An 18,383-nucleotide genomic window follows, 5' to 3' on the forward strand; every position below is an offset into this window, starting at 1 on the left:
GAGTTTTTAGCACATTTTCTAAAGAAAATGTGCTAAATCTGCGGAATGCTCGCCCAAGACCGAATCCCTCAACCTAGAATCCACTTTTTTACAGCCTTATTTAAATGCTTGTGGCAACGCTTGGTAGGAGTCTTCTACAACTTTTGGGTCTGGCTTTTGAGACTCATATTGTGCGATTTGCGCTTGTGTGAGCGGCGTCCAAGTAAGCGTCTGCCCCATCATTCCTAGCTTATCGATACTTGCGCGCAAAGTTAGCTTGCCAGAAGAATCTTTGGTGATTTTTAGGTGATAGGTTTTGCCATCATCATAGTTATACACCTCCCCACCGCTAAAGCCGCCCTTGCCATCGCTCTTTAGCCCATAGACAAATACCGCGCCTTTGTCGTATCGCTCTCGTAGCTTTGGGTCTGGGTTTTTGCTGTCTTTTTTCGGTCCGCTGCCATCGACATTGGCAAATCCATAGGCATAAAACTTGCCATTTTTGCTAAAAAACTCCACGATACTCTGTCGCCCACTATCACCTATATGTGTCATATAATAGCCGCTTAATGTAGAATCCGCTTCATTAGCATATACACTTACTTGCACCATAGCAAGCACTAGCACAATTTTTTGCAACATCGCATAAACTCGCATCATCTCTCCTTGTTTTATATCGTATTATATCCGCCCGCAATGCTCAATCTAGCTCTTCTTGCTCCATCTCCATCTCTTGCACGATTTGCTTATACAGCTCTATGGATTCTAGCGCGGCTTGTGTGTCGATCTTGCTCATCACATAGCCGATATGCAGCAGCACATATTCGCCCACTTGCACCTCTTCTTGCATAAGATCTAGGCTTGCTTCTCGGCTTACGCCTAGGGTCTCTATCGTGGCGGTATTTGTCTCGCTATTTATCGCTAGCACTTTGGAAGGGATCGCTAGGCACATACACACTCCTTAGCTAAAGCAATGGCTAGAATGATAGCCAGCTTTTTTGCAATCTACAATAAATCGCGCGAGATTTTCTATGCTCGCTCTATCCTTAGAGCTTGTGCAAAACAGCGGGACATTGGGCTTTAGCTTTGCTAGATCTTCTTGCACTTTGGCGATTGTAAAGCCAAATACCTCACACACATCACTTTTAGAAATCACCACCGCATCCGCGCATAAAAACATACTAGGATACTTCAGCACCTTATCATCGCCCTCTGTGCTTGAGAGTAGCACGATATTAAGATCCGCGCCTAAATCATAGCTAGCAGGGCAGACCAAATTCCCCACATTTTCGATAAACAAATACTCCACACTAAGCGCATCGCGTGATTTTAGGGCATTATAGGCAGTCTCTATCATACTCGCTTCTAAATGGCAGGCAGCCCCTGTTAGAATCTGGTGGGCAGCTATGCCCTTGCTTTCTAGCCTAGTGGCATCGCGATTGGTCTGCAAATCCCCCTCGATTACCGCAAAGCTAAAGCGATCTTCCCCCACGGATTTAATATCTGCAAACTGCTCTAGCAAAGTCGTCTTCCCGCTACCTGGAGAGCTCATAAGATTGATCACATAGAGATTATCTCGCGCATAGATTTCGCGCATTTGCTTGGCTTTTTGGTCGTTTTTGCTTAGGATTTTTTCTACAATTTGTAGGGATTTTGGTGAAAGGGTTGGGTTGTTTGGCATTTGTTTTTTTGGCATTTTAGCTCCTTTGAAAATCGCTAATGACTTCTTCATACATCGCAATAGCCTTAGCAATAGTGGATTCTAGGGTGTAGTTTTGCGCGGATTTGGCATAGAGCTTGCTCGCCTGATCTCGCTCTTGTGTCCGCTCTATCCAATAGGTGATTTTCTCGCTCAAATCACTTGCATCTCCAGCTCTAAAAAGTGAGCGATGATCTAGCGCGAACTGCCTAGTCGCCGAGACTTTAGAGTCCGCGATGATCGGCACGATCCCACAGCTTATCGCCTCTAGTGCGGCAATTGCCTCTCCCTCTACTTCTGCGGCGTGGATATAGAGCGTGCTTTGGTGTAGCACTTTGATAAGCTCTTCAAGGGGCAAAAACCTAAAATCCACCGCATTTGGCAGGACTTTTGCCTGCTTTTTTAAAGTGGATTCTAGCGGACCTACACCAAGCAAATGTAGCTTGATCTTGTCTTTATAGGGATTTTGCGCGATGGCTTTGATGATGAGATCTTGTCGCTTTTCTTTAGAGTAACGCCCCACCATTGTGATATGGATAAGCTTATCTAAAGGCGTGCTGCTAGGATCTGCTGGCTTAAACTTTGGATCAAAGCCATTAGAGATGACATACTTTTTCCCACCATAGCCTGCGCGCTCAAGCTCATCTTTGATAAGCTGGGAGGGGCAGTGGATATGGGCGATATGTCGATAAAAGCGGCGTTTAAAAAGCCAAAAGATGAAGCGATTAAGCAGGGCAAACTTCTGCAAGCCGATATTATAGGTGATATGCTCTGGCTGGAGGTGGAAAGCTGCCATATAAGGCACGCCCATTTTCTTTGCCACTTGCACAGCGACTTGCTCTAGCCTAAATGGCAAAAACAAATGCACAATATCCGCACCTAAAAATGCTTGCTCTAGCACCTTTACATCTGGCTTGCCAAAGACCATGTGCTGCGCCTTTGCAATCTCTGTAACAAGCGGGATATACCGCTCCTTGACAGGGTAAAATCCACTTCCTTGCACAAAGGGAGCGACCACACGCACGCTATGCCCACGCTTCTCAAGCGCACTAGCAAAGCGCGCTGCTGTCATTGAAGTGCCATTACTCTTATCAGCAAAGCTATCGACCACAAGCACGATAATCAATCACAGCTCCTTGTCATCTTTCAGCTTAAGTTTAAAAAGCTTTTTGTCAAAAATGACGATATAAAATAGCCCATCAAAGATTTTAATATTGAGCACAAAGCCTTCGACTTTCACTTCACATTTACGCACATCGCCAAGCAGGGTTTTTGCCTTTAGCTCGATGACTTGATTTGTCTCCACAGGAGCTAGGAATTTCACATCAGAGCCGATGATAATGGAATTTTTCTTATTGATAGCACAGAGTGCGGCAAAGCCCGCTGCTGCTTGCACAAAGCCTGTATGTGTGATCCCCGGCTCTACCTCCATATCTTCACGCGTAGTGAGTGTAACTTGCGCCTTATCCTTGCCCATCTCCCCCACCTGCCCGCAAAAGTGCGGATTGATCGCCGTGCCTATAACTCTATCTCCTACAATCTGCCGCTCTTGCAACTCTTCTTCGTCCATTATTTTCTCCTTACTTTGATATAGGCTCTTTTGGGGGCTGGGTAGCCTTCTATGGTTTTGCTGCTATCATTTGGGTCTAGGAAATTCTCTAAGCTTAGAGAGTCTATCCAGCGCGTTTTGCGCTGCTCTCGCGTGGTGGTAGGCACAATCGCTAGCATCTCCACAGACTCAAATCCACACCGCTCGCACCAGCCCTCTAACGCGCTTAGATTTGGGAGCAGATAGACATTACTCATTTTAGCATAACTCCCACGCACGCTAAGGGCTAGCGGCAGCCCAGCAATGCTAGAATCTAGCGTGCTAGCCACATCGTTTATATCAAAGATAAGCGTGTCGATAAATGCTACGCCGCCTGTCTCTAGGCTCTGGGCTATGGATTTTAGCGTGGCAAACACATCGCTGCGGTGGTATAGCACGCCTAGGCAAAAGATCACATCAAACTTCTCCCCCACTCTCTGCACATACGCAGGCAGATCCTGCACGCCCAAAAGCTCGTAGCCTATGGGTAAATCAAGCAAGTGATTAAGCCACGCAAATTGGCAGTAAAACAAACCGCTAGGGTCAAAGCCCACGATTTTTTGCAGTGATTGTGGCATTTGTGGCGATTCAGCTTTGCGCCCAGCATACATCGCAAACATATAAAACCCATTATTACACCCCACATCTGCCACCTTCGCCCCACCTATCTGCACAAAAGGTGCGAGCAAATCCCACTTCATATAGCTCTGCCACTCGCTATCAATATGGAGTGAGCAGCTGGGGCTAGCAAGGGTGAAGGGACCTTTGCGCCAGCCCTTAAGCCTCCACGCTAGGAGTGCTAGCACATCAAGCACGCAGCTCTCTTTGCCCTGCCTTGGGGCTTGGCTTTTATCTAGCACAAGAGATTTTGCCCACTCTAGCTCATCTGCGCCCCCTAGCAGCGCGATAAGCTCATCTGCCCTAGAATCCACTAGTGGCATAGCAAAGCTCTCGCTATAAATCTGCACGCCATTGTTATAGCCAAAGCTCGCACAGCCCTTTTCCACAAGCCTATCAAGCAGCGTGATAGCGCGGTAGAGCGGGGCTATATGTTTGGATTCTAGGGGATTTGCCATTAGAAAAGTGTAGGGGTGGATTCTTGCGGGGTCTGTGATAGCACAAACACTAGCCCTTGCGTGCTTATGCCAAAGATTAGCCCAAAGTTGTATTCCGTAGTTTTTAGCAGCATAGGCAGGTCATTAGAAGAATCATAGCGGACAACAAACAAGCTCTTATACTTGTCGCATAGCTCTTCTAGCTCTCGCTCATACTCAAGGATCGTAGGGGCAAATACCACGACTCTCGCCCATTTGGCTTCTTGGGAGAGGAACTCGCCATAGCGCGTGAATATGTCTTGGTCATTAGTGGGGATAATCACCCTTGAACTCGCGCCAAAGGATAGAATCTTGGCATCATTTGTCAGCGATATAGGCAAAAGCTCTGGCATAGGATCAAAATGCACAAAATCAAGCTCAATCTTCTCTCGTATGCAAAGAGACACAACCGCAGCAAGCTCTGGGACAAACACACACGGTAGAGCGACCCTGTAAGAATACAGCTTATAGTAGAACTTGATCTCAAACATCGACATAGGCGTGATAAGCTCAAAAGGCAGCTCCACAGGTGTATCACAAGCAATAGGCTCTAGGGCTAGATCAAGCACTTGGCGGGATTTTGCGATGATGATTGTAGGCGATAGCTCTTCTAGCTTATCAAGCAGATCGATAGGATTGTCATCAAAAAACAGCACCGATTTGCTGTGGATTAGGGATTTGGCGACTAGGTATTGTGTGGGATTTGCAGCGACTACGCGGATCGCCTTTGCAAGTAGCTCAAAGCGCACGAGACGGATAATGGCATCGTGTATGGATTCTACCTTGATCCACGCGATTTCTTCATCATTGAGCCGTGTTTGCAAAAACTTATCAAACACGATCCCAAACGCGCCCTTTTGTAATGCTATCTCAATATCACTAGCCTCTAGGGCAAAAAACAAGCTCCCACGCTTGATATTCTCAAGCGTGGTGCAATACCCACTAAACCCCCCGATCGCTGGAGAGTTGATGAGTGTGCCATTGATGATTTCTGTGATTTCTTGCACTTTTTTTGCGATGTCTTGCACTAGCTTATCCTGCTCCCATTTTTTCTTTTCCCATCTATGCGCACAAGCGATAAGGACTCATCATCTTTGCTAGCAAGTATCATTCCATAGCTAAACTGCCCCATAATTTTGGCAGGCTTGAGATTGGCTATCACGCATACTTGCGTGTTAATGAGCTGCTCTGGCGTGTAATACTGCGCGATACCACTTAGCACCACTCGTGGCTCACTCTCACCTAGATCAATCTTTAGGCGTAAAAGCTTGCTAGATTTAGGCACAGGCTCTGCTTCTAGCACTTCACCTACGCGTATATCAAGCTTGCTAAAATCCTCTATACTCACAAGGGCTAGCCCTGCTTCTTTGCCGCAGTCGCTAGAATCCACTTTTTCAAAAGTGGATTCTAGGGGGGCTTCTGGGATTAGCATAGAATCTAGCTTTTGGAAAAGTGGCGGTATCACACGCACTTCAAGTGGGAGATGAAACATTTTATTTTGCTTGATATGGTAGATATAAGAAGCTGGCGTGATTCCTTGCCCAAATGCCATAGCGATAGTGCTAGCAGTCTGTGGCATTATGGGGTATAGCGCGTTGGCGACCTTTAGCAAGGTATATCCCACAAAGTTTAAAATCGCATTGAGCTCTACGGATTTGCCGTTTTTAAAGAGATTCCACGGCTCGTATTTAGCGATCATTGCATTGCCAAGATGCAGGAGCTTCCAAATGGCTTCTATATAGGCTTTTATCTGCATAGATTCTATTAGCCCGCTGTTTATCTCATCTAAGATCTTGCACTGAGTTTTGACCTCATCGCCATAATGCTCTACAACAAACTCCGCCACTCCTTGATTATCTAGCGTAAAGCTATTGATTCCTCTTTGTGGGGCGTATTTCGCACACATAGCTAAAAACCTATGCAGCAAATTGCCTAGATCATTTGCTAGCTCGCTATTTATCCGCTCACATAAGAGCTTTTGGCTAAAGTCGCCATCTTGCCCAAAGGGCGTTTCTCTAAGCAGATAGTAGCGCAGCACTTCTGCGCCATACGCCTTAGTAAAAGCCCTAGGATCGACCACATTGCCAAGCGACTTGCTCATCTTCTGCCCATCGCGCATCCACCAGCCGTGCGCATAAATATGCTTAGGCAGGGGTAGTCCTAGGCTCATCAAAAATGCGGGCCAATACACCGCGTGGAAGCGTAAAATGTCTTTGCCCACGATATGTGTAGCACACTCCCAATACGCCATTTTCTCCCCCAAATGGGCAGGGCTACTAGAATCCACTTGTAAGGATTCTGGATTTTGATACAGCCCAAACGCACTCATATAGTTAAACAGCGCATCAAGCCACACATACGCGATATGCTGCTTTTGCGCCCCCTTGTGCTTAGGCAGGGCGACCCCCCACTCAAAGCTTGTGCGCGATATGGAGAGATCTTGCAAGCCGCTTTCGACAAAGCGCACTACTTCATTTTTGCGATATTTTGGCAAGATCACATCTTCACTGCTAGCATACCACTCTAAAAGTCGTTTTTCATACTTGCTTAGGGCAAAGAAGTAGCTCTCCTCTTTAATCTTGCTTAGTGGCTTACTCCCCGCACAATCAGGGCAGATCCCAGAATCCACATTGAGAAAAAAGCTCTCACAGCTCACGCAATAATCCCCTTCATACTCTCCCAAATACACATCGCCATTTGCACACAATCGCTCAAAGACCTGCACAATCGTTTGCTTATGCGACTCATCTGTGGTGCGGATAAAGTGGTCATAATCAATCCCCATCATATCCCACAAACTGCGGAACACCGCGCTAACCTCATCAGTATAAGCCTTGGGGGGCTTGCCCTTTGCTTTGGCGGCTTGCTCGATTTTCTGTCCGTGCTCATCGGTGCCTGTGAGCAAAAACACTTCATCGCCTCTAAGCCATTTATGCTTTTTCAACATATCGGCGATGATAGTCGTATAGGCGTGTCCTATGTGTGGGACATCATTGACATAGTAAATTGGCGTGGTGATAAGCTGCTTCATAACAATCCTTCCCATCAAAAAATGCTGCCGTGTATTATAAGCTTTAAAGCTTAAAATATTTGGCAGCACCAAGCCTAGAATCTAAAGCTACAAGCAACTCTCAAGGATAAATAAGGCTACAAGATAGAAGAGCTAGGATCGATAAATGATCGCATAGGCTTCTCATAATGACAGCTCGCGCAAACACCCCCTTTCTCTCCATTAGGCGTAAGGACTTTACGCATAGCGATAAAATTGTCATTCATAAACAAATCAAACAAATCTTGCCTAGCAATATCACCTAGGATATAGTCTTTATGCGCCTTAACATCACTGCGCAAGTTGCAGCAGGGCATAGCCAAGCCATTATAGTCTATATACATATCCATAAGTGGATAGTAGCAGCCCTTTTGGCGCACGCTCTGGCTTCTTTGCTTGATTTTTTCAATCACGCCGCCTCTATCACCGCCGCTTAAGGCTGGATTCCAGCTGCGATAGAAGACCTTGCATTTTTCATACACGAAGCTTACGCCATATTCTTGCGGTGTGTCGATATAAGTGATATATGGTAGCCCTAGCTTTTTGCCCATTCTCGCCATAGCAGGCTTGATATATGTCTTGACATCAAATGGCTCATCTTTTGTCGCATAATAGCTCATTAGCAAAAAGCTAGCCCCAGCATCTGCTAGCGCGTCTAAATACCCTCTTGTGAGATAATCCCCATTGCTAAAAATCCCTAGAGTTGCCCTAGGGAGTCTAGATCTAGCTTGGTGCAGGCGTTTTAGGATAAGCTCTTTGTTTGCTAGAGTCTCATTGAATCTATGGAAATTTAGCATACCGCTATAATCGATTTCTGCGAGATTATCGATACATTTGAGAAATAGCTCTTCAGGTAGCTCTATGTGGCTTTTTCTATCGATGATGGAGTTTGGGCAAAACCAGCAGGTGCGATTGCAAAAGCTAGAGATTTCGATTTCTATCAACTTTAGATTCTGGGATAAAAGCTGCTTTTTGCGCGCTCTATCGGTAGTGGGCGTGGTGAGTGCGATATAGCGATTAAGCGTATTTAGAGCATCGCTAGCCCTAGAATCTAGCTTGGCAGTATCTTTAGTGCTTTTAGCAAGCTTGGTGCGATAGTAGTGCCGCGCTCTAAAAGGGACATAGGGCTTAATAGTTTGCTTAAAAGCGTGCAGGCTCATAGATTTCCTTTGTCAATAGTATCGCGCTAGGTGGTTTAGGTGATGGGCGCGTTTGCGATTGTAGTTTTTTTTTTTTTTGTAAAGAGCTTAAGCCGTAGTGGATGCTAAATGTATATTTTGCAAAGGAGTCTTATTTTGCCAGCGATATTTTCATAGAAACATTAGAAAATCCGTGCTACAATCGCGCCCGTTTTCACAAACAACTAAAGCAAAACATTTAATCAATACTTATCAATCAATAACCATTAGCTACATATAATTTATCGCTTGTAGAAGCGGATTTGGAGTAATGATGAGAATCTACCTTGATAACAACGCGACCACAATGGTCGATCCTAAAGTCAAAGAAGCAATGGAGCCGTTTTTCTGCGAGCATTATGGGAATCCAAATAGCCTGCATAAATACGGCACAGAGACACACCCGGCAATCGCCGATGCCCTTGAGAAGCTCTATGCGGGCATTAACGCGCGTGATGAAGATGACATCATCATCACAAGCTGCGCCACAGAGAGCAATAATTGGGTGCTTAAAGGCGTGTATTTTGATGAAGTGCTAAAAAAGGGCAAAAACCACATTATCACCACAGAAGTCGAGCACCCAGCCGTGGGGGCTACTTGCGACTTCTTGGAGAGCTTGGGGGTGAAAATCACGCGGCTTAAAGTCAATAAGCACGGCGCGATTTATGCCAAAGATGTGAAAGAAGCTATCACCGAAGAGAGTGCGCTTGTAAGCGTAATGTGGGCAAACAACGAAACCGGCGCGATTTTCCCTATAGAAGAAATCGGCGAGATTTGCAGGGAGAAGGGCGTGCTTTTCCACACCGATGCAGTGCAGGCGATTGGCAAAATCCCTGTATGCGTGCAAAGCGCGAATGTGGATTTTCTAAGCTTTAGCGCGCATAAATTCCACGGACCAAAGGGCGTGGGCGGGCTTTACATTAGAAAAGGTGTGGAGCTTACCCCGCTTCTGCACGGCGGAGAGCATATGCGCGGGCGGCGATCTGGCACGCTCAATGTGCCTTATATCGTGGGTATGGGAGAGGCTATGCGGCTTGCGGTGGAGTATTTAGACTATGAAAATAGCTATGTGAAAAACTTGCGCGATACACTAGAATCCAAACTGCTTGGGCTAGATGATGTGCAAGTCATCGGTGATATTACCCACCGCGTGCCAAACACGATCCTAGTGAGCGTGAAAGGCATTGAGGGAGAGGCTATGCTGTGGGATTTAAACAAAGCTGGCATTGCTGCTTCTACAGGCAGTGCCTGTGCGAGCGAGGATCTAGAGGCAAATCCCATTATGGTGGCAGTAGGCGCGGATAAAGAGCTAGCCCACACGGCAATTAGAATCTCTCTAAGCCGCTACAACACGCAAGCCGAGATTGACTACACTTTTGAAGTGTTTAAGAAAGCGGTGGAGAGGCTTAGGGCGATTTCTAGCAGCTATGAAAATTGATTGTGTTTGTATCTTTGGCTTGGCAATTCAGCTTGCGGCACTATTTCGGCGGAGTCTTCAAAAATCGCTCAATCACTTACGCTTAAGTAAGCTCAATCGCGATTTTTTCGACAACCACCAAACTAGCACCACAATCTTAGAATTGCTGGAATCTAGGTTTGTGTTGAATGGCTTATTCTGCCTTTCACTTGAGAGCCCGATTTTCTCAAAGATACTGCCGCAGAGTGTTTTAATGCGCTAGATACTAGAATCTAAGCGACAATTTTTATAACAACTAAAGGAAAAGAAAATGGCAAAGAATGACTTAATCGGTGGTGCGTTATGGGATGCATATTCCAACAAAGTAAGCGAGAGAATGGATAATCCCACACATTTAGGCGTTTTGACACAAAAAGACGCTGATGAAAAGGGAGCAAAACTCATCGTAGCAGACTATGGCGCAGAATCGTGCGGCGATGCGGTGCGGCTGTATTGGCTTGTGGATTCTAATGACACAATTATTGACGCAAAATTTAAGAGCTTTGGCTGTGGGACGGCGATCGCAAGTAGTGATATGATGGTAGAACTCTGCCTTGGCAAAAAGGTGCAAGATGCGGTAAAAATCACCAACCTTGATGTAGAGCACGCCTTGCGTGATGACCCAGATACCCCCGCAGTCCCCGGGCAGAAAATGCACTGCTCTGTTATGGCGTATGATGTGATCAAAAAAGCAGCCGGACTCTATCTAGGAAAAGACGCGGCGGACTTTGAGAGTGAAATCATCGTGTGTGAATGCGCACGCGTTAGCCTATCCACCATTAAAGAAGTGATCAAACTCAATGACCTAAAAAGTGTAGAAGATATTACCAACTACACAAAAGCAGGGGCATTTTGCAAAAGCTGCATTAAACCCGGTGGGCACGAGGAGAGAGAGTATTATTTAGAAGATATACTTGCAGAAGTAAGGGCTGAAATGGATAGAGAGTCTGTGAAAAAAGTCGCCGATAAAGGTAGTGAAATCGCATTTGCAGAGATGACTATCGCCCAAAAGGTGCGTGCGATTGATAAGGTCATTGATGAGCATATCCGCCCAATGCTTATGATGGATGGCGGTGATATGGAGATTTTGGATATTAAAGATACAAGCGATGGCTTTATCGATGTGTATATCCGCTATCTTGGGGCGTGTAGCGGCTGTGCGAGTGGCTCTACTGGCACACTCTATGCCATAGAATCCATTTTGCAAGAAAACTTGCACCCAAATATCCGCGTTTTGCCGATATAGTCGCACGATCTAGGCTTATCAAAGCATAGATTCTATGCGCCAAATCAAAGATGAAGCGGGGCGTAAGTGTCCTTTGGCTAGGTCGCGCTGGCAAATTTTGGCAATTTGATGAGTAGTTTGCAAACAAATTGTGATGAGTTGCAAGCTAGAATCTAGTCAAGGCTAGATCTAGATCTGGCTCTCGGGGAAAATGCGCATAAAAAAGTTCAAAGTCCTTAGCCACAATGTCGTATCTGGCAAGTGCGTTACACATATATCGCTCTCACCTTCAGGGCTATTATACGCGCACCACTTGGTCTTTTTGCCATCAAGCTCGATATGCCACGCACCTTGCATATCAAGATGGATAAGCTTAATGCTCTCTTTAGCAAACTCTTCATTGTCAAAGATCGCTACTACTTCAGTATTGATGATACTTGATCTAGGGTCTAGGTTGAAGCTCCCAATCCACGCGATTTTCTTATCAAACACAAGCGTTTTACTATGCAAGCTCGCCCCAGAAGTTAGCTTGCCTTTGACTTGGATTTTGCCAGCACTTTTACGATACTCATATACTTCCGCACCCATTTTCACAAGCTTATCTCTATACCGCTCCCAGCCTGCATATACAGGCAGAGAATCCGTGCTTGAGAGCGAGTTTGTCAGCACAAACATCGAAATCCCCTTATCAATACACTCTTGCATTTCTGCCAAGCCCCTTTTACCCGGCACAAGATAGGCTGAAGAGATATACATAGAATCTGTCGTGCGTCGTATAATGTGCTGCATAGCTTCATAGACTTTGCTTGTAGGGTTTTTGGCATCGATTTTTTCTGGTAGATCGGCGATTAGGCGTGCATTGCCCCAGTAGATTGTATTAGCACGGCTTTCATACTGCTTGAGAATTTGCACGATAGTTTGCTCATATTGATCCCACTCGCTAGAAGACTCTTCAAGCCCCGCTACAATCTCTTCATAATGCTTCATAAACTTCTTCATCTTGCGCTTTGATGGCAGAAGCTCCACAGGGATAGCGCGGTGATATTCCCAATACTGCTGGAAGCTCGCGCGTGCTTGAGAAGCGATAGAGCCGATGAAAAGCGCGTCTGTATCGGAGAAATTCACATCTTCTTTGTTGTTGAAGTAATTATCCGCGATATTGCGCCCGCCGATGATAAGCCCCACAGAATCCGCGATAAAAAGCTTATTATGCATACGGCGATTGATACGATTAAAATGCAAGATCATCTCCGGTAAGCGCAAAAGCTTGATTCTATTACGATAGGGGTTAAAGATTTTGACCTCGATATTAGGGTGATTATTGAGCGCGATAATATCAGAGTAGTCAGAATCTAGCCCATTATCATCAACAAGCATTTTGACTTTCACGCCGCGATTAGCCGCTAGCCAGATCTCATGCATTAGCACACGAGAAGCAATGTCGTTTTTGTAGATATATGTTTGTATCTCTAGAGAAAAGCGAGCTTTACGCACAAGGGCTGCGCGCTGCAAAAACGCGCTTGAGCCATCGGCAATAAGCATAGCCCCACTAGAGCTAGGCGATGATGCAAGCTCCTTGGCATAAGGTGTAGCTATGGGAGAATCTAGCGGATCAAATGAGCCAAAGCCGCTGGATTCTAGCGGTGTTTTGAGATAGCGCGTTGAAGGCACGATCGAAGCACACCCTGCTAAAATAAAAAACAAAGAAAACACGATTAGAGCGATATGAGTATCATTCATTGCTTATCCATATTGTGTAAATTAGATGTATGCTTATGCATTTATGCAGATCTATGCAGTTTGGCAAACGCAATGTAAGCAAATCAAAGAATTTTACAAAAAATATTACAACTTTTTGCATTTTTGACCGATTATATCTCTGTCAAAGGCAAGGAAGCCTTGAAGACATAATTTCAAAAAGGAGTTTCACATGGCATTTCAAATTAACACCAACATCAACGCTCTTAACGCACACGCGCAGAGTGTCGGCACGCAGCTAGGTCTCAAGAACTCGCTTGAAAAACTAAGCTCAGGTCTTCGTATCAACAAGGCAGCAGATGATGCTTCTGGTATGATTATCGCAGACTCTTTGCGCTCTCAAGCAAGTGCATTAGGACAAGCGATCTCCAACACAAACGATGGGATTGGGATTATCCAAGTGGCGGATAAGGCGATGGATGAAATGTTGAAAATTCTTGACACAGTGAAAGTCAAAGCTACTCAAGCTGCGCAAGATGGGCAAACAACCGTTTCAAGAAAAGCGATCCAAAACGACATTATCCGCTTGATCCAAGGTCTTGACTACATTGGTAATACCACTTCTTACAACGGACAGGCTTTGCTCTCTGGTCAATGGACGAACAAAGAGTTCCAAGTTGGTGCGTATTCTAACCAATCTATCAAAGCGAGCATTGGCTCTACCACTTCGGATAAAATCGGTCAAGTGCGCCTAGAGACAGGAGCTATGATCACTTCTTCTGGTGAAGTTAGCTTGAAGTTTAAGGCTGTCGATGGTGTCAATGATGTCCAGCTAGAATCTGTGAAGATCTCTCACTCTTCAGGCACAGGGCTAGGAAATCTTGCTGAAATCATCAACAAAAGCTCTGACAAAACCGGAATCCGCGCTAATGCGATCGTGCATTCTACTTCAAATGAAGAGATTAAAGCGGGCGACTTGCGACAGCTTGTTATCAACGGCTTTACCCTTGGTGATATTATCGGTATCAAGCAAGCTGACTCTGATGGGCGACTTGTGCAAGCGATCAATGGTGCGACTGCTGAGACAGGTGTAGAGGCTTACACAGATAATGAAGGGCGACTTAACCTACGCAGTATCGATGGTCGTGGGATTGTTGTTACTTCAAACAATCAAGGTGCCAACACTCCTAAAGCGATTGAGAAGATCAATGATCAAGAAATCGAAGGGACGACAAAAGATGGTGTGCCACAAGGTGGCTCTATCAACTACGGACGCCTAGCGATGACTCGCCTAGATTCTAGGGATATTATCGTATCTGGGACAAATATTAGCTCCACAGGATATGGTGATGGACAAGATGTTGCCGAGTGGGTTGCAAACTTGCGCGATGTTTTAGGTGTGTTTAACGAAGCCGTGCGCTCTGCTGCTGGTGGGAATGAAAACAACGCTGAAGCTTTAAACAACAAGATTCTAGGTGCTGGTGTTACGACACTTCGTGGTGCGATGATTGTTATGGACATTGCAGAGTCTGCTGGAAGGACGCTGGATAAAATCCGCGCGGATCTTGGTTCTGTGCAGGGACAAATGCAAGCCACTGTCAATAACATCACCATCACACAAGTGAATGTTAAAGCAGCTGAAAGCCAAATCCGTGAAGTGGATTTTGCAAGCGAATCTGCTGAATTTAACAAATTTAGCATCCTCGCACAAAGCGGAAGCTACGCGATGAGCCAAGCAAACGCTGCACAGCAAAATATCTTGCGACTGCTTTCTTAAGTGCCTACGCCTTTGGACTTGGGGCTTATGCCCTAAGGCTAAAGCGCGGGTCTTTCACTTCTTTTAGCCTATCTCTCTCTAAACTCCAAATAGATTCTAGCCGTAGTAATACGCCCCAAACCAAAAGTTCCTACAAGTGGTAAATTCTCTAGGCAAATGCGCATACTTCTCTCTTACCACACTATCATCAAAGTAAATCTCTTTGGCATTTTCTATGGTGATTTTCTGTCCCTTGAAAACACGCTCGATAGTATGTCCTTGCGCATATATAAATCCTGCGTGAATATTGGCATTGTAGTCATAAGGGCTAGCTACTATGCAAAAATAGTGCAACACCTCGCCATCTACACTCACGCTAGAATCTAGCACACCAGAATCTAGCGTAAAAGTATAGCCCACACCTAGCTCATAGGGCTTGCTATAATGTGTCGTTTTTATCTGTATAAACTCCCCCACAAAGCACTTCGCGCAATGTTTTGTGCTATCAAATCCACGCACACTTTTTATCCACATTGTATATGCCCCTTGAAAATACGCGCTAGCCCTAGAATCCACTTTTTGCTTTGCTTGCTCGTTTTGGTCAAAAGTGGATTCTAGGCTTTGTATGATAAGTGTGCATTGCTTTGTCATATCTGCTCCTTATTGCCTATTGCCCTAGATCTCGCCCAAGCTCACTTCCCATATCGTGCCATCACTTGTATCACTAAGCACAATCCCCATAGATTCTAGCTCTGTGCGGATCGCATCAGCCCTAGCAAAGTCTCGTGCCTTTTTCGCCTGTGTGCGCTGGGCGATTAGCTCCTCTATACGCGCTCTTTGCTCCCATCCCACGCCTTGCTGAAAATACTCCACACAATCCCCCCCGCCAATGCCAAGCAGCTCCCAGATAAAATCAAGGCTCGTTAAAATCCTTAGCTTTAGCTCCTTATCCTTTGGGGTAGAATCTAGGCTTGTGTTTGCGCTGTGGATCATCTCTTCTAGCGCGCTTAGGGCTTTTGAGATATTCAAATCATCACTCATACTCTCTAAAATCTCCGCGCAAAACTCACACTCCATTTTGATAGGTGTAGTCTGCATAGCCGCCCTAGCCCCGCTTAGCCCCCCACTAAAGCCACTTGCCACGCGCTGCTTTAGGCGGTAGATTTTATCAAGCCGCTTTTTTGCTAGTAGCATATCTTCTTCATTGAAGTGCAAAAGTGCGCGATAGTGCGTGCCAAGCAGGTAATTACGCACGACTTCGCCGCTATAAGTCTTTAGCGCGTCTTTGATATAAAAGCTATTGCCTAGGCTTTTGCTCATCTTTTGCCCATCGATATTGACAAAGCCATTGTGCATCCAGTATTTTGCTAGCTCTCTGCCTGTGGCGCAGCGGCTCTGGCAGGCTTCATTCTCGTGATGAGGGAAGAGCAGGTCTGCCCCCCCTCCGTGAATATCAATGGCAAATTCTTTGTTTTGGTAAGCTAGCACTTCTTCAATCATCGCCGAGCATTCTATATGCCAGCCCGGTCGCCCTAGCCCTAGCGCACTCTCATAGCCAAAGTCATCTGCGCCTTTGTAGCTCTTCCACAGGGCGAAGTCTCTCTCATCGCGCTTTTGCTCATCATTGTGGATTCTAGCTTGATTTTCATCATCTCTCCCACGCCCTGAAATCTCCCCATAGCGCGGATCTTGCTGGACATTTAAGTAAATATCACCGCTATCAAGCTTATAGGCTATGCCCTTGTCTAAAAGCTTGGTGATAAGAGCTGCCATCGCGGAGAGATTTTCTGTCGCCTTTGGCATAATATCTGGGCGGCGCACCAGCAGGGCGTCCATATCGCGCAAATAAGCTTGGATATAAGATTCTGCGACTTCTGCGACACTTATGCCTGATTCTTTAGCTTTTTTGATGATTTTGTCATCTATATCGGTGAAGTTTTTTACAAATAGCACATCATAGCCCAAAGCCCTAAGTGTCCTACATAGCAAATCAAAGGCGATAGAGCTTCTAGCGTGTCCTAAATGTGCATCATCATACACAGTAGGTCCGCAGACATAGATCCTAGCTGCCTTATCTTTGAGCGGCACAAACTCTAGCTTTTTCTTCACTCTTGTATCATAGATTTTCATCATTATCCTTGTGTATTTAGATATGTATATAATGTAGCCATAGCATAAGTAGCAGCACTTCGCATACAAGCACGACACCAAGCCATAGCGCGTAATTTCGCGCACAAATTATAGCCCAAAACTCCCCAAACCCAAACGCCCTAATGGTCAAAGCAAATAGCACAAATCCGCTCAAACTCCCAGCAAGTGCTAGCCCAAATGCCCCCCAAAACTGCATAAGCACTAGGGAAAACACAACCCCCACAAGCAAGGAGATCGCCGAGATTTTCGCCGCTAAGGCTTGCTTAGAATGCGAGTAAAGATAGAGAGAAAATATCCTAGCACAGCCAAAAGGCACAAGCCCAGCCATATACGCCCCAAAGACCATCGCACACTCTAGCGTATCAGCGCGACTAAATTTGCCGTGCTCATAAAGCAGCCAAATAATCTGCTCCCTAAGCATAATCCCCCCTACCGCACACACAAGAAGCATAAAAAGCAAAAACCAAAACGCCCTTTTCATCGCTAGCAGGGCTTTTTGCTCCTGCCCTGCTTTGATCGCTTTTGCCACCATAGGAAAGAGCGCGGTAGAAATCGCAATGGCAAAGATAGCCAAAGGCAGCTGGAAAATGCGATTAGCATAGTAGAGGTATGAGATCGCCCCACTTGCCAAAAATGACGCCAAAATCGTGTCAATAAAGCTAGCGATTTGCGCCGTAGAGCTACCAAGCATAGCCGGGAAAAACTGCTTGAAAAACGCGCGAAGCTCGGTTCTAATAGTGTGGGCTAGCTTTGTGGATTTGGGCGTTGGCTTTTTGCTGGAGGATTGGGCTTTGCTTGATTCTGGCGTTGGCTTTTGGGCTAAAAATGGCGATTGCTGCGGCGAGTCGGCGGTTACATACGCTCTAGTATGCGCCCTTGACTCGCCTTGCAAAGCCCCATTTTTATCACCAAAATCCTGCCGCCTAACTGCGTTTTGAGAAAACACACTTTGAGCGTTGCTAGAATCCACTTTTTGACTCTCGGCGTTTCTTCTGTCATTGCGAGCCGCTGCGGTAGCAGTGGTGTGGCAAAGCGTAGCTTCTTTAGAAAACAAGGGATACCGCTCGGCGTTAGCCGATGTTTCTTTAGAATCCACAGATTCTGCGCTAGCAGAATAGTCATTGCTAGAATCCACTTTTGCGCCTTTGTGGATTGCCACGCCGCTATCGCGGCTCGCAATGACAGAAAAATGGGCGTTAGGGCTAGAATCCGCTTTTTGTAATGTTTGTATGTTTTTTGCGTTTTTATCAAAAGTGGATTCTAGGTTTTGTGTCTTTGTTTGTGTGGATTGCCGCGCCGACAAGTCGGCTCGCAATGACGATAAAAAAGCTTCATTACTAGAATCCACTTTTTGATTTGCGGCGGATTTTTCACACCCAGCCCCTTTTTCTTCTTCAAGGATTCTAGGAATTGCGGTGGGGCTGTGGGAGCTTTGCGGATTTTCTAAAGAAACTTCGCTTCGCTTGTTTTCTAAAGAAGCTACGCTTTGCGATGAGAAATTGGGGTTTTT

16 protein-coding genes are annotated in these 18,383 nt (G+C 45.8%); 3 read left to right on the forward strand and 13 right to left on the reverse strand.

All coding sequences use genetic code 11. The features are described 5' to 3' along the window. Window positions 1-96: 96 nt before the first annotated feature. The 9 genes from DX060_RS01575 to DX060_RS01615 all read right to left on the reverse strand — a co-directional run bounded on the left by DX060_RS01575 (window position 97) and on the right by DX060_RS01615 (window position 8,569). Complete coding sequence (locus DX060_RS01575) at window positions 97-639, reverse strand: DUF2147 domain-containing protein (protein ID WP_258552148.1); 543 nt, start codon at window positions 637-639, stop codon at window positions 97-99. A gap of 40 nt (window positions 640-679) precedes the next feature. After that, on the reverse strand, window positions 680-931 hold the full coding sequence (locus tag DX060_RS01580; RefSeq protein WP_115010842.1) for a HypC/HybG/HupF family hydrogenase formation chaperone: 252 nt from the start codon (window positions 929-931) through the stop codon (window positions 680-682). A gap of 9 nt (window positions 932-940) precedes the next feature. Further along, complete coding sequence (gene hypB, locus DX060_RS01585) at window positions 941-1,675, reverse strand: hydrogenase nickel incorporation protein HypB (RefSeq protein ID WP_408938831.1); 735 nt, start codon at window positions 1,673-1,675, stop codon at window positions 941-943. A gap of 1 nt (window position 1,676) precedes the next feature. Then, window positions 1,677-2,804 carry a glycosyltransferase gene (locus DX060_RS01590; protein ID WP_115010844.1) on the reverse strand — a complete coding sequence of 376 codons (1,128 nt, stop codon included), beginning with the start codon at window positions 2,802-2,804 and terminating at the stop codon, window positions 1,677-1,679. Beyond that, the gene (locus DX060_RS01595; protein WP_115010845.1) at window positions 2,805-3,248 is read right to left on the reverse strand and encodes a PaaI family thioesterase; all 444 of its coding nucleotides are present in this window, start codon (window positions 3,246-3,248) and stop codon (window positions 2,805-2,807) included. Then, window positions 3,248-4,342, reverse strand: a complete 1,095-nt coding sequence (cmoB, locus tag DX060_RS01600) for a tRNA 5-methoxyuridine(34)/uridine 5-oxyacetic acid(34) synthase CmoB (protein WP_258552149.1) — start codon at window positions 4,340-4,342, stop codon at window positions 3,248-3,250. Before cmoB ends, DX060_RS01595 begins: the two co-directional genes overlap by 1 nt. Further along, entirely contained in the window at window positions 4,342-5,388 is a 1,047-nt protein-coding gene (locus DX060_RS01605; protein ID WP_115010846.1) for a UDP-N-acetylmuramoyl-tripeptide--D-alanyl-D-alanine ligase, read from the reverse strand. Before DX060_RS01605 ends, cmoB begins: the two co-directional genes overlap by 1 nt. Beyond that, window positions 5,388-7,391, reverse strand: coding sequence for a methionine--tRNA ligase (gene metG / locus DX060_RS01610; RefSeq protein ID WP_115010847.1), 2,004 nt, complete (start codon window positions 7,389-7,391; stop codon window positions 5,388-5,390). The genes DX060_RS01605 and metG overlap by 1 nt, the downstream gene beginning before the upstream one ends. Window positions 7,392-7,507: 116 nt before the next feature. Beyond that, window positions 7,508-8,569, reverse strand: a complete 1,062-nt coding sequence (locus DX060_RS01615) for a radical SAM/SPASM domain-containing protein (RefSeq protein WP_115010848.1) — start codon at window positions 8,567-8,569, stop codon at window positions 7,508-7,510. Between the two features lie 289 nt (window positions 8,570-8,858). On the opposite strand from DX060_RS01615, the gene DX060_RS01620 reads away from it, so the two are divergent. Further along, window positions 8,859-10,025, forward strand: a complete 1,167-nt coding sequence (locus DX060_RS01620; RefSeq protein WP_115010849.1) for a NifS family cysteine desulfurase — start codon at window positions 8,859-8,861, stop codon at window positions 10,023-10,025. A gap of 289 nt (window positions 10,026-10,314) precedes the next feature. Next, window positions 10,315-11,289, forward strand: a complete 975-nt coding sequence (locus tag DX060_RS01630) for an iron-sulfur cluster assembly scaffold protein (RefSeq protein ID WP_115010851.1) — start codon at window positions 10,315-10,317, stop codon at window positions 11,287-11,289. A 168-nt stretch (window positions 11,290-11,457) separates the two neighbouring features. Here DX060_RS01630 and DX060_RS01635 read toward each other — a convergent pair whose 3' ends face one another. Next, window positions 11,458-13,008: a phospholipase D family protein gene (locus tag DX060_RS01635; RefSeq protein WP_115010852.1), complete on the reverse strand. Its 1,551-nt coding sequence runs from the start codon at window positions 13,006-13,008 to the stop codon at window positions 11,458-11,460. Window positions 13,009-13,198: 190 nt separating this feature from the next. On the opposite strand from DX060_RS01635, the gene DX060_RS01640 reads away from it, so the two are divergent. Continuing rightward, window positions 13,199-14,743: a flagellin A gene (locus tag DX060_RS01640; RefSeq protein ID WP_115010853.1), complete on the forward strand. Its 1,545-nt coding sequence runs from the start codon at window positions 13,199-13,201 to the stop codon at window positions 14,741-14,743. A gap of 96 nt (window positions 14,744-14,839) precedes the next feature. Here DX060_RS01640 and DX060_RS01645 read toward each other — a convergent pair whose 3' ends face one another. The 3 genes from DX060_RS01645 to DX060_RS01655 are packed head-to-tail and all read right to left on the reverse strand — an operon-like array spanning window position 14,840 to window position 18,221. Continuing rightward, the gene (locus DX060_RS01645) at window positions 14,840-15,373 is read right to left on the reverse strand and encodes a hypothetical protein (protein WP_115010854.1); all 534 of its coding nucleotides are present in this window, start codon (window positions 15,371-15,373) and stop codon (window positions 14,840-14,842) included. 24 nt (window positions 15,374-15,397) lie between these two features. Continuing rightward, window positions 15,398-16,852 carry a cysteine--tRNA ligase gene (gene cysS / locus DX060_RS01650; RefSeq protein ID WP_181814281.1) on the reverse strand — a complete coding sequence of 485 codons (1,455 nt, stop codon included), beginning with the start codon at window positions 16,850-16,852 and terminating at the stop codon, window positions 15,398-15,400. A 16-nt stretch (window positions 16,853-16,868) separates the two neighbouring features. After that, entirely contained in the window at window positions 16,869-18,221 is a 1,353-nt protein-coding gene (locus DX060_RS01655) for a lipid II flippase MurJ (protein WP_408938839.1), read from the reverse strand. Window positions 18,222-18,383: the final 162 nt, after the last annotated feature.

Source organism: Helicobacter canis (assembly GCF_900451095.1).
Classification (GTDB): domain Bacteria; phylum Campylobacterota; class Campylobacteria; order Campylobacterales; family Helicobacteraceae; genus Helicobacter_B; species Helicobacter_B zhangjianzhongii.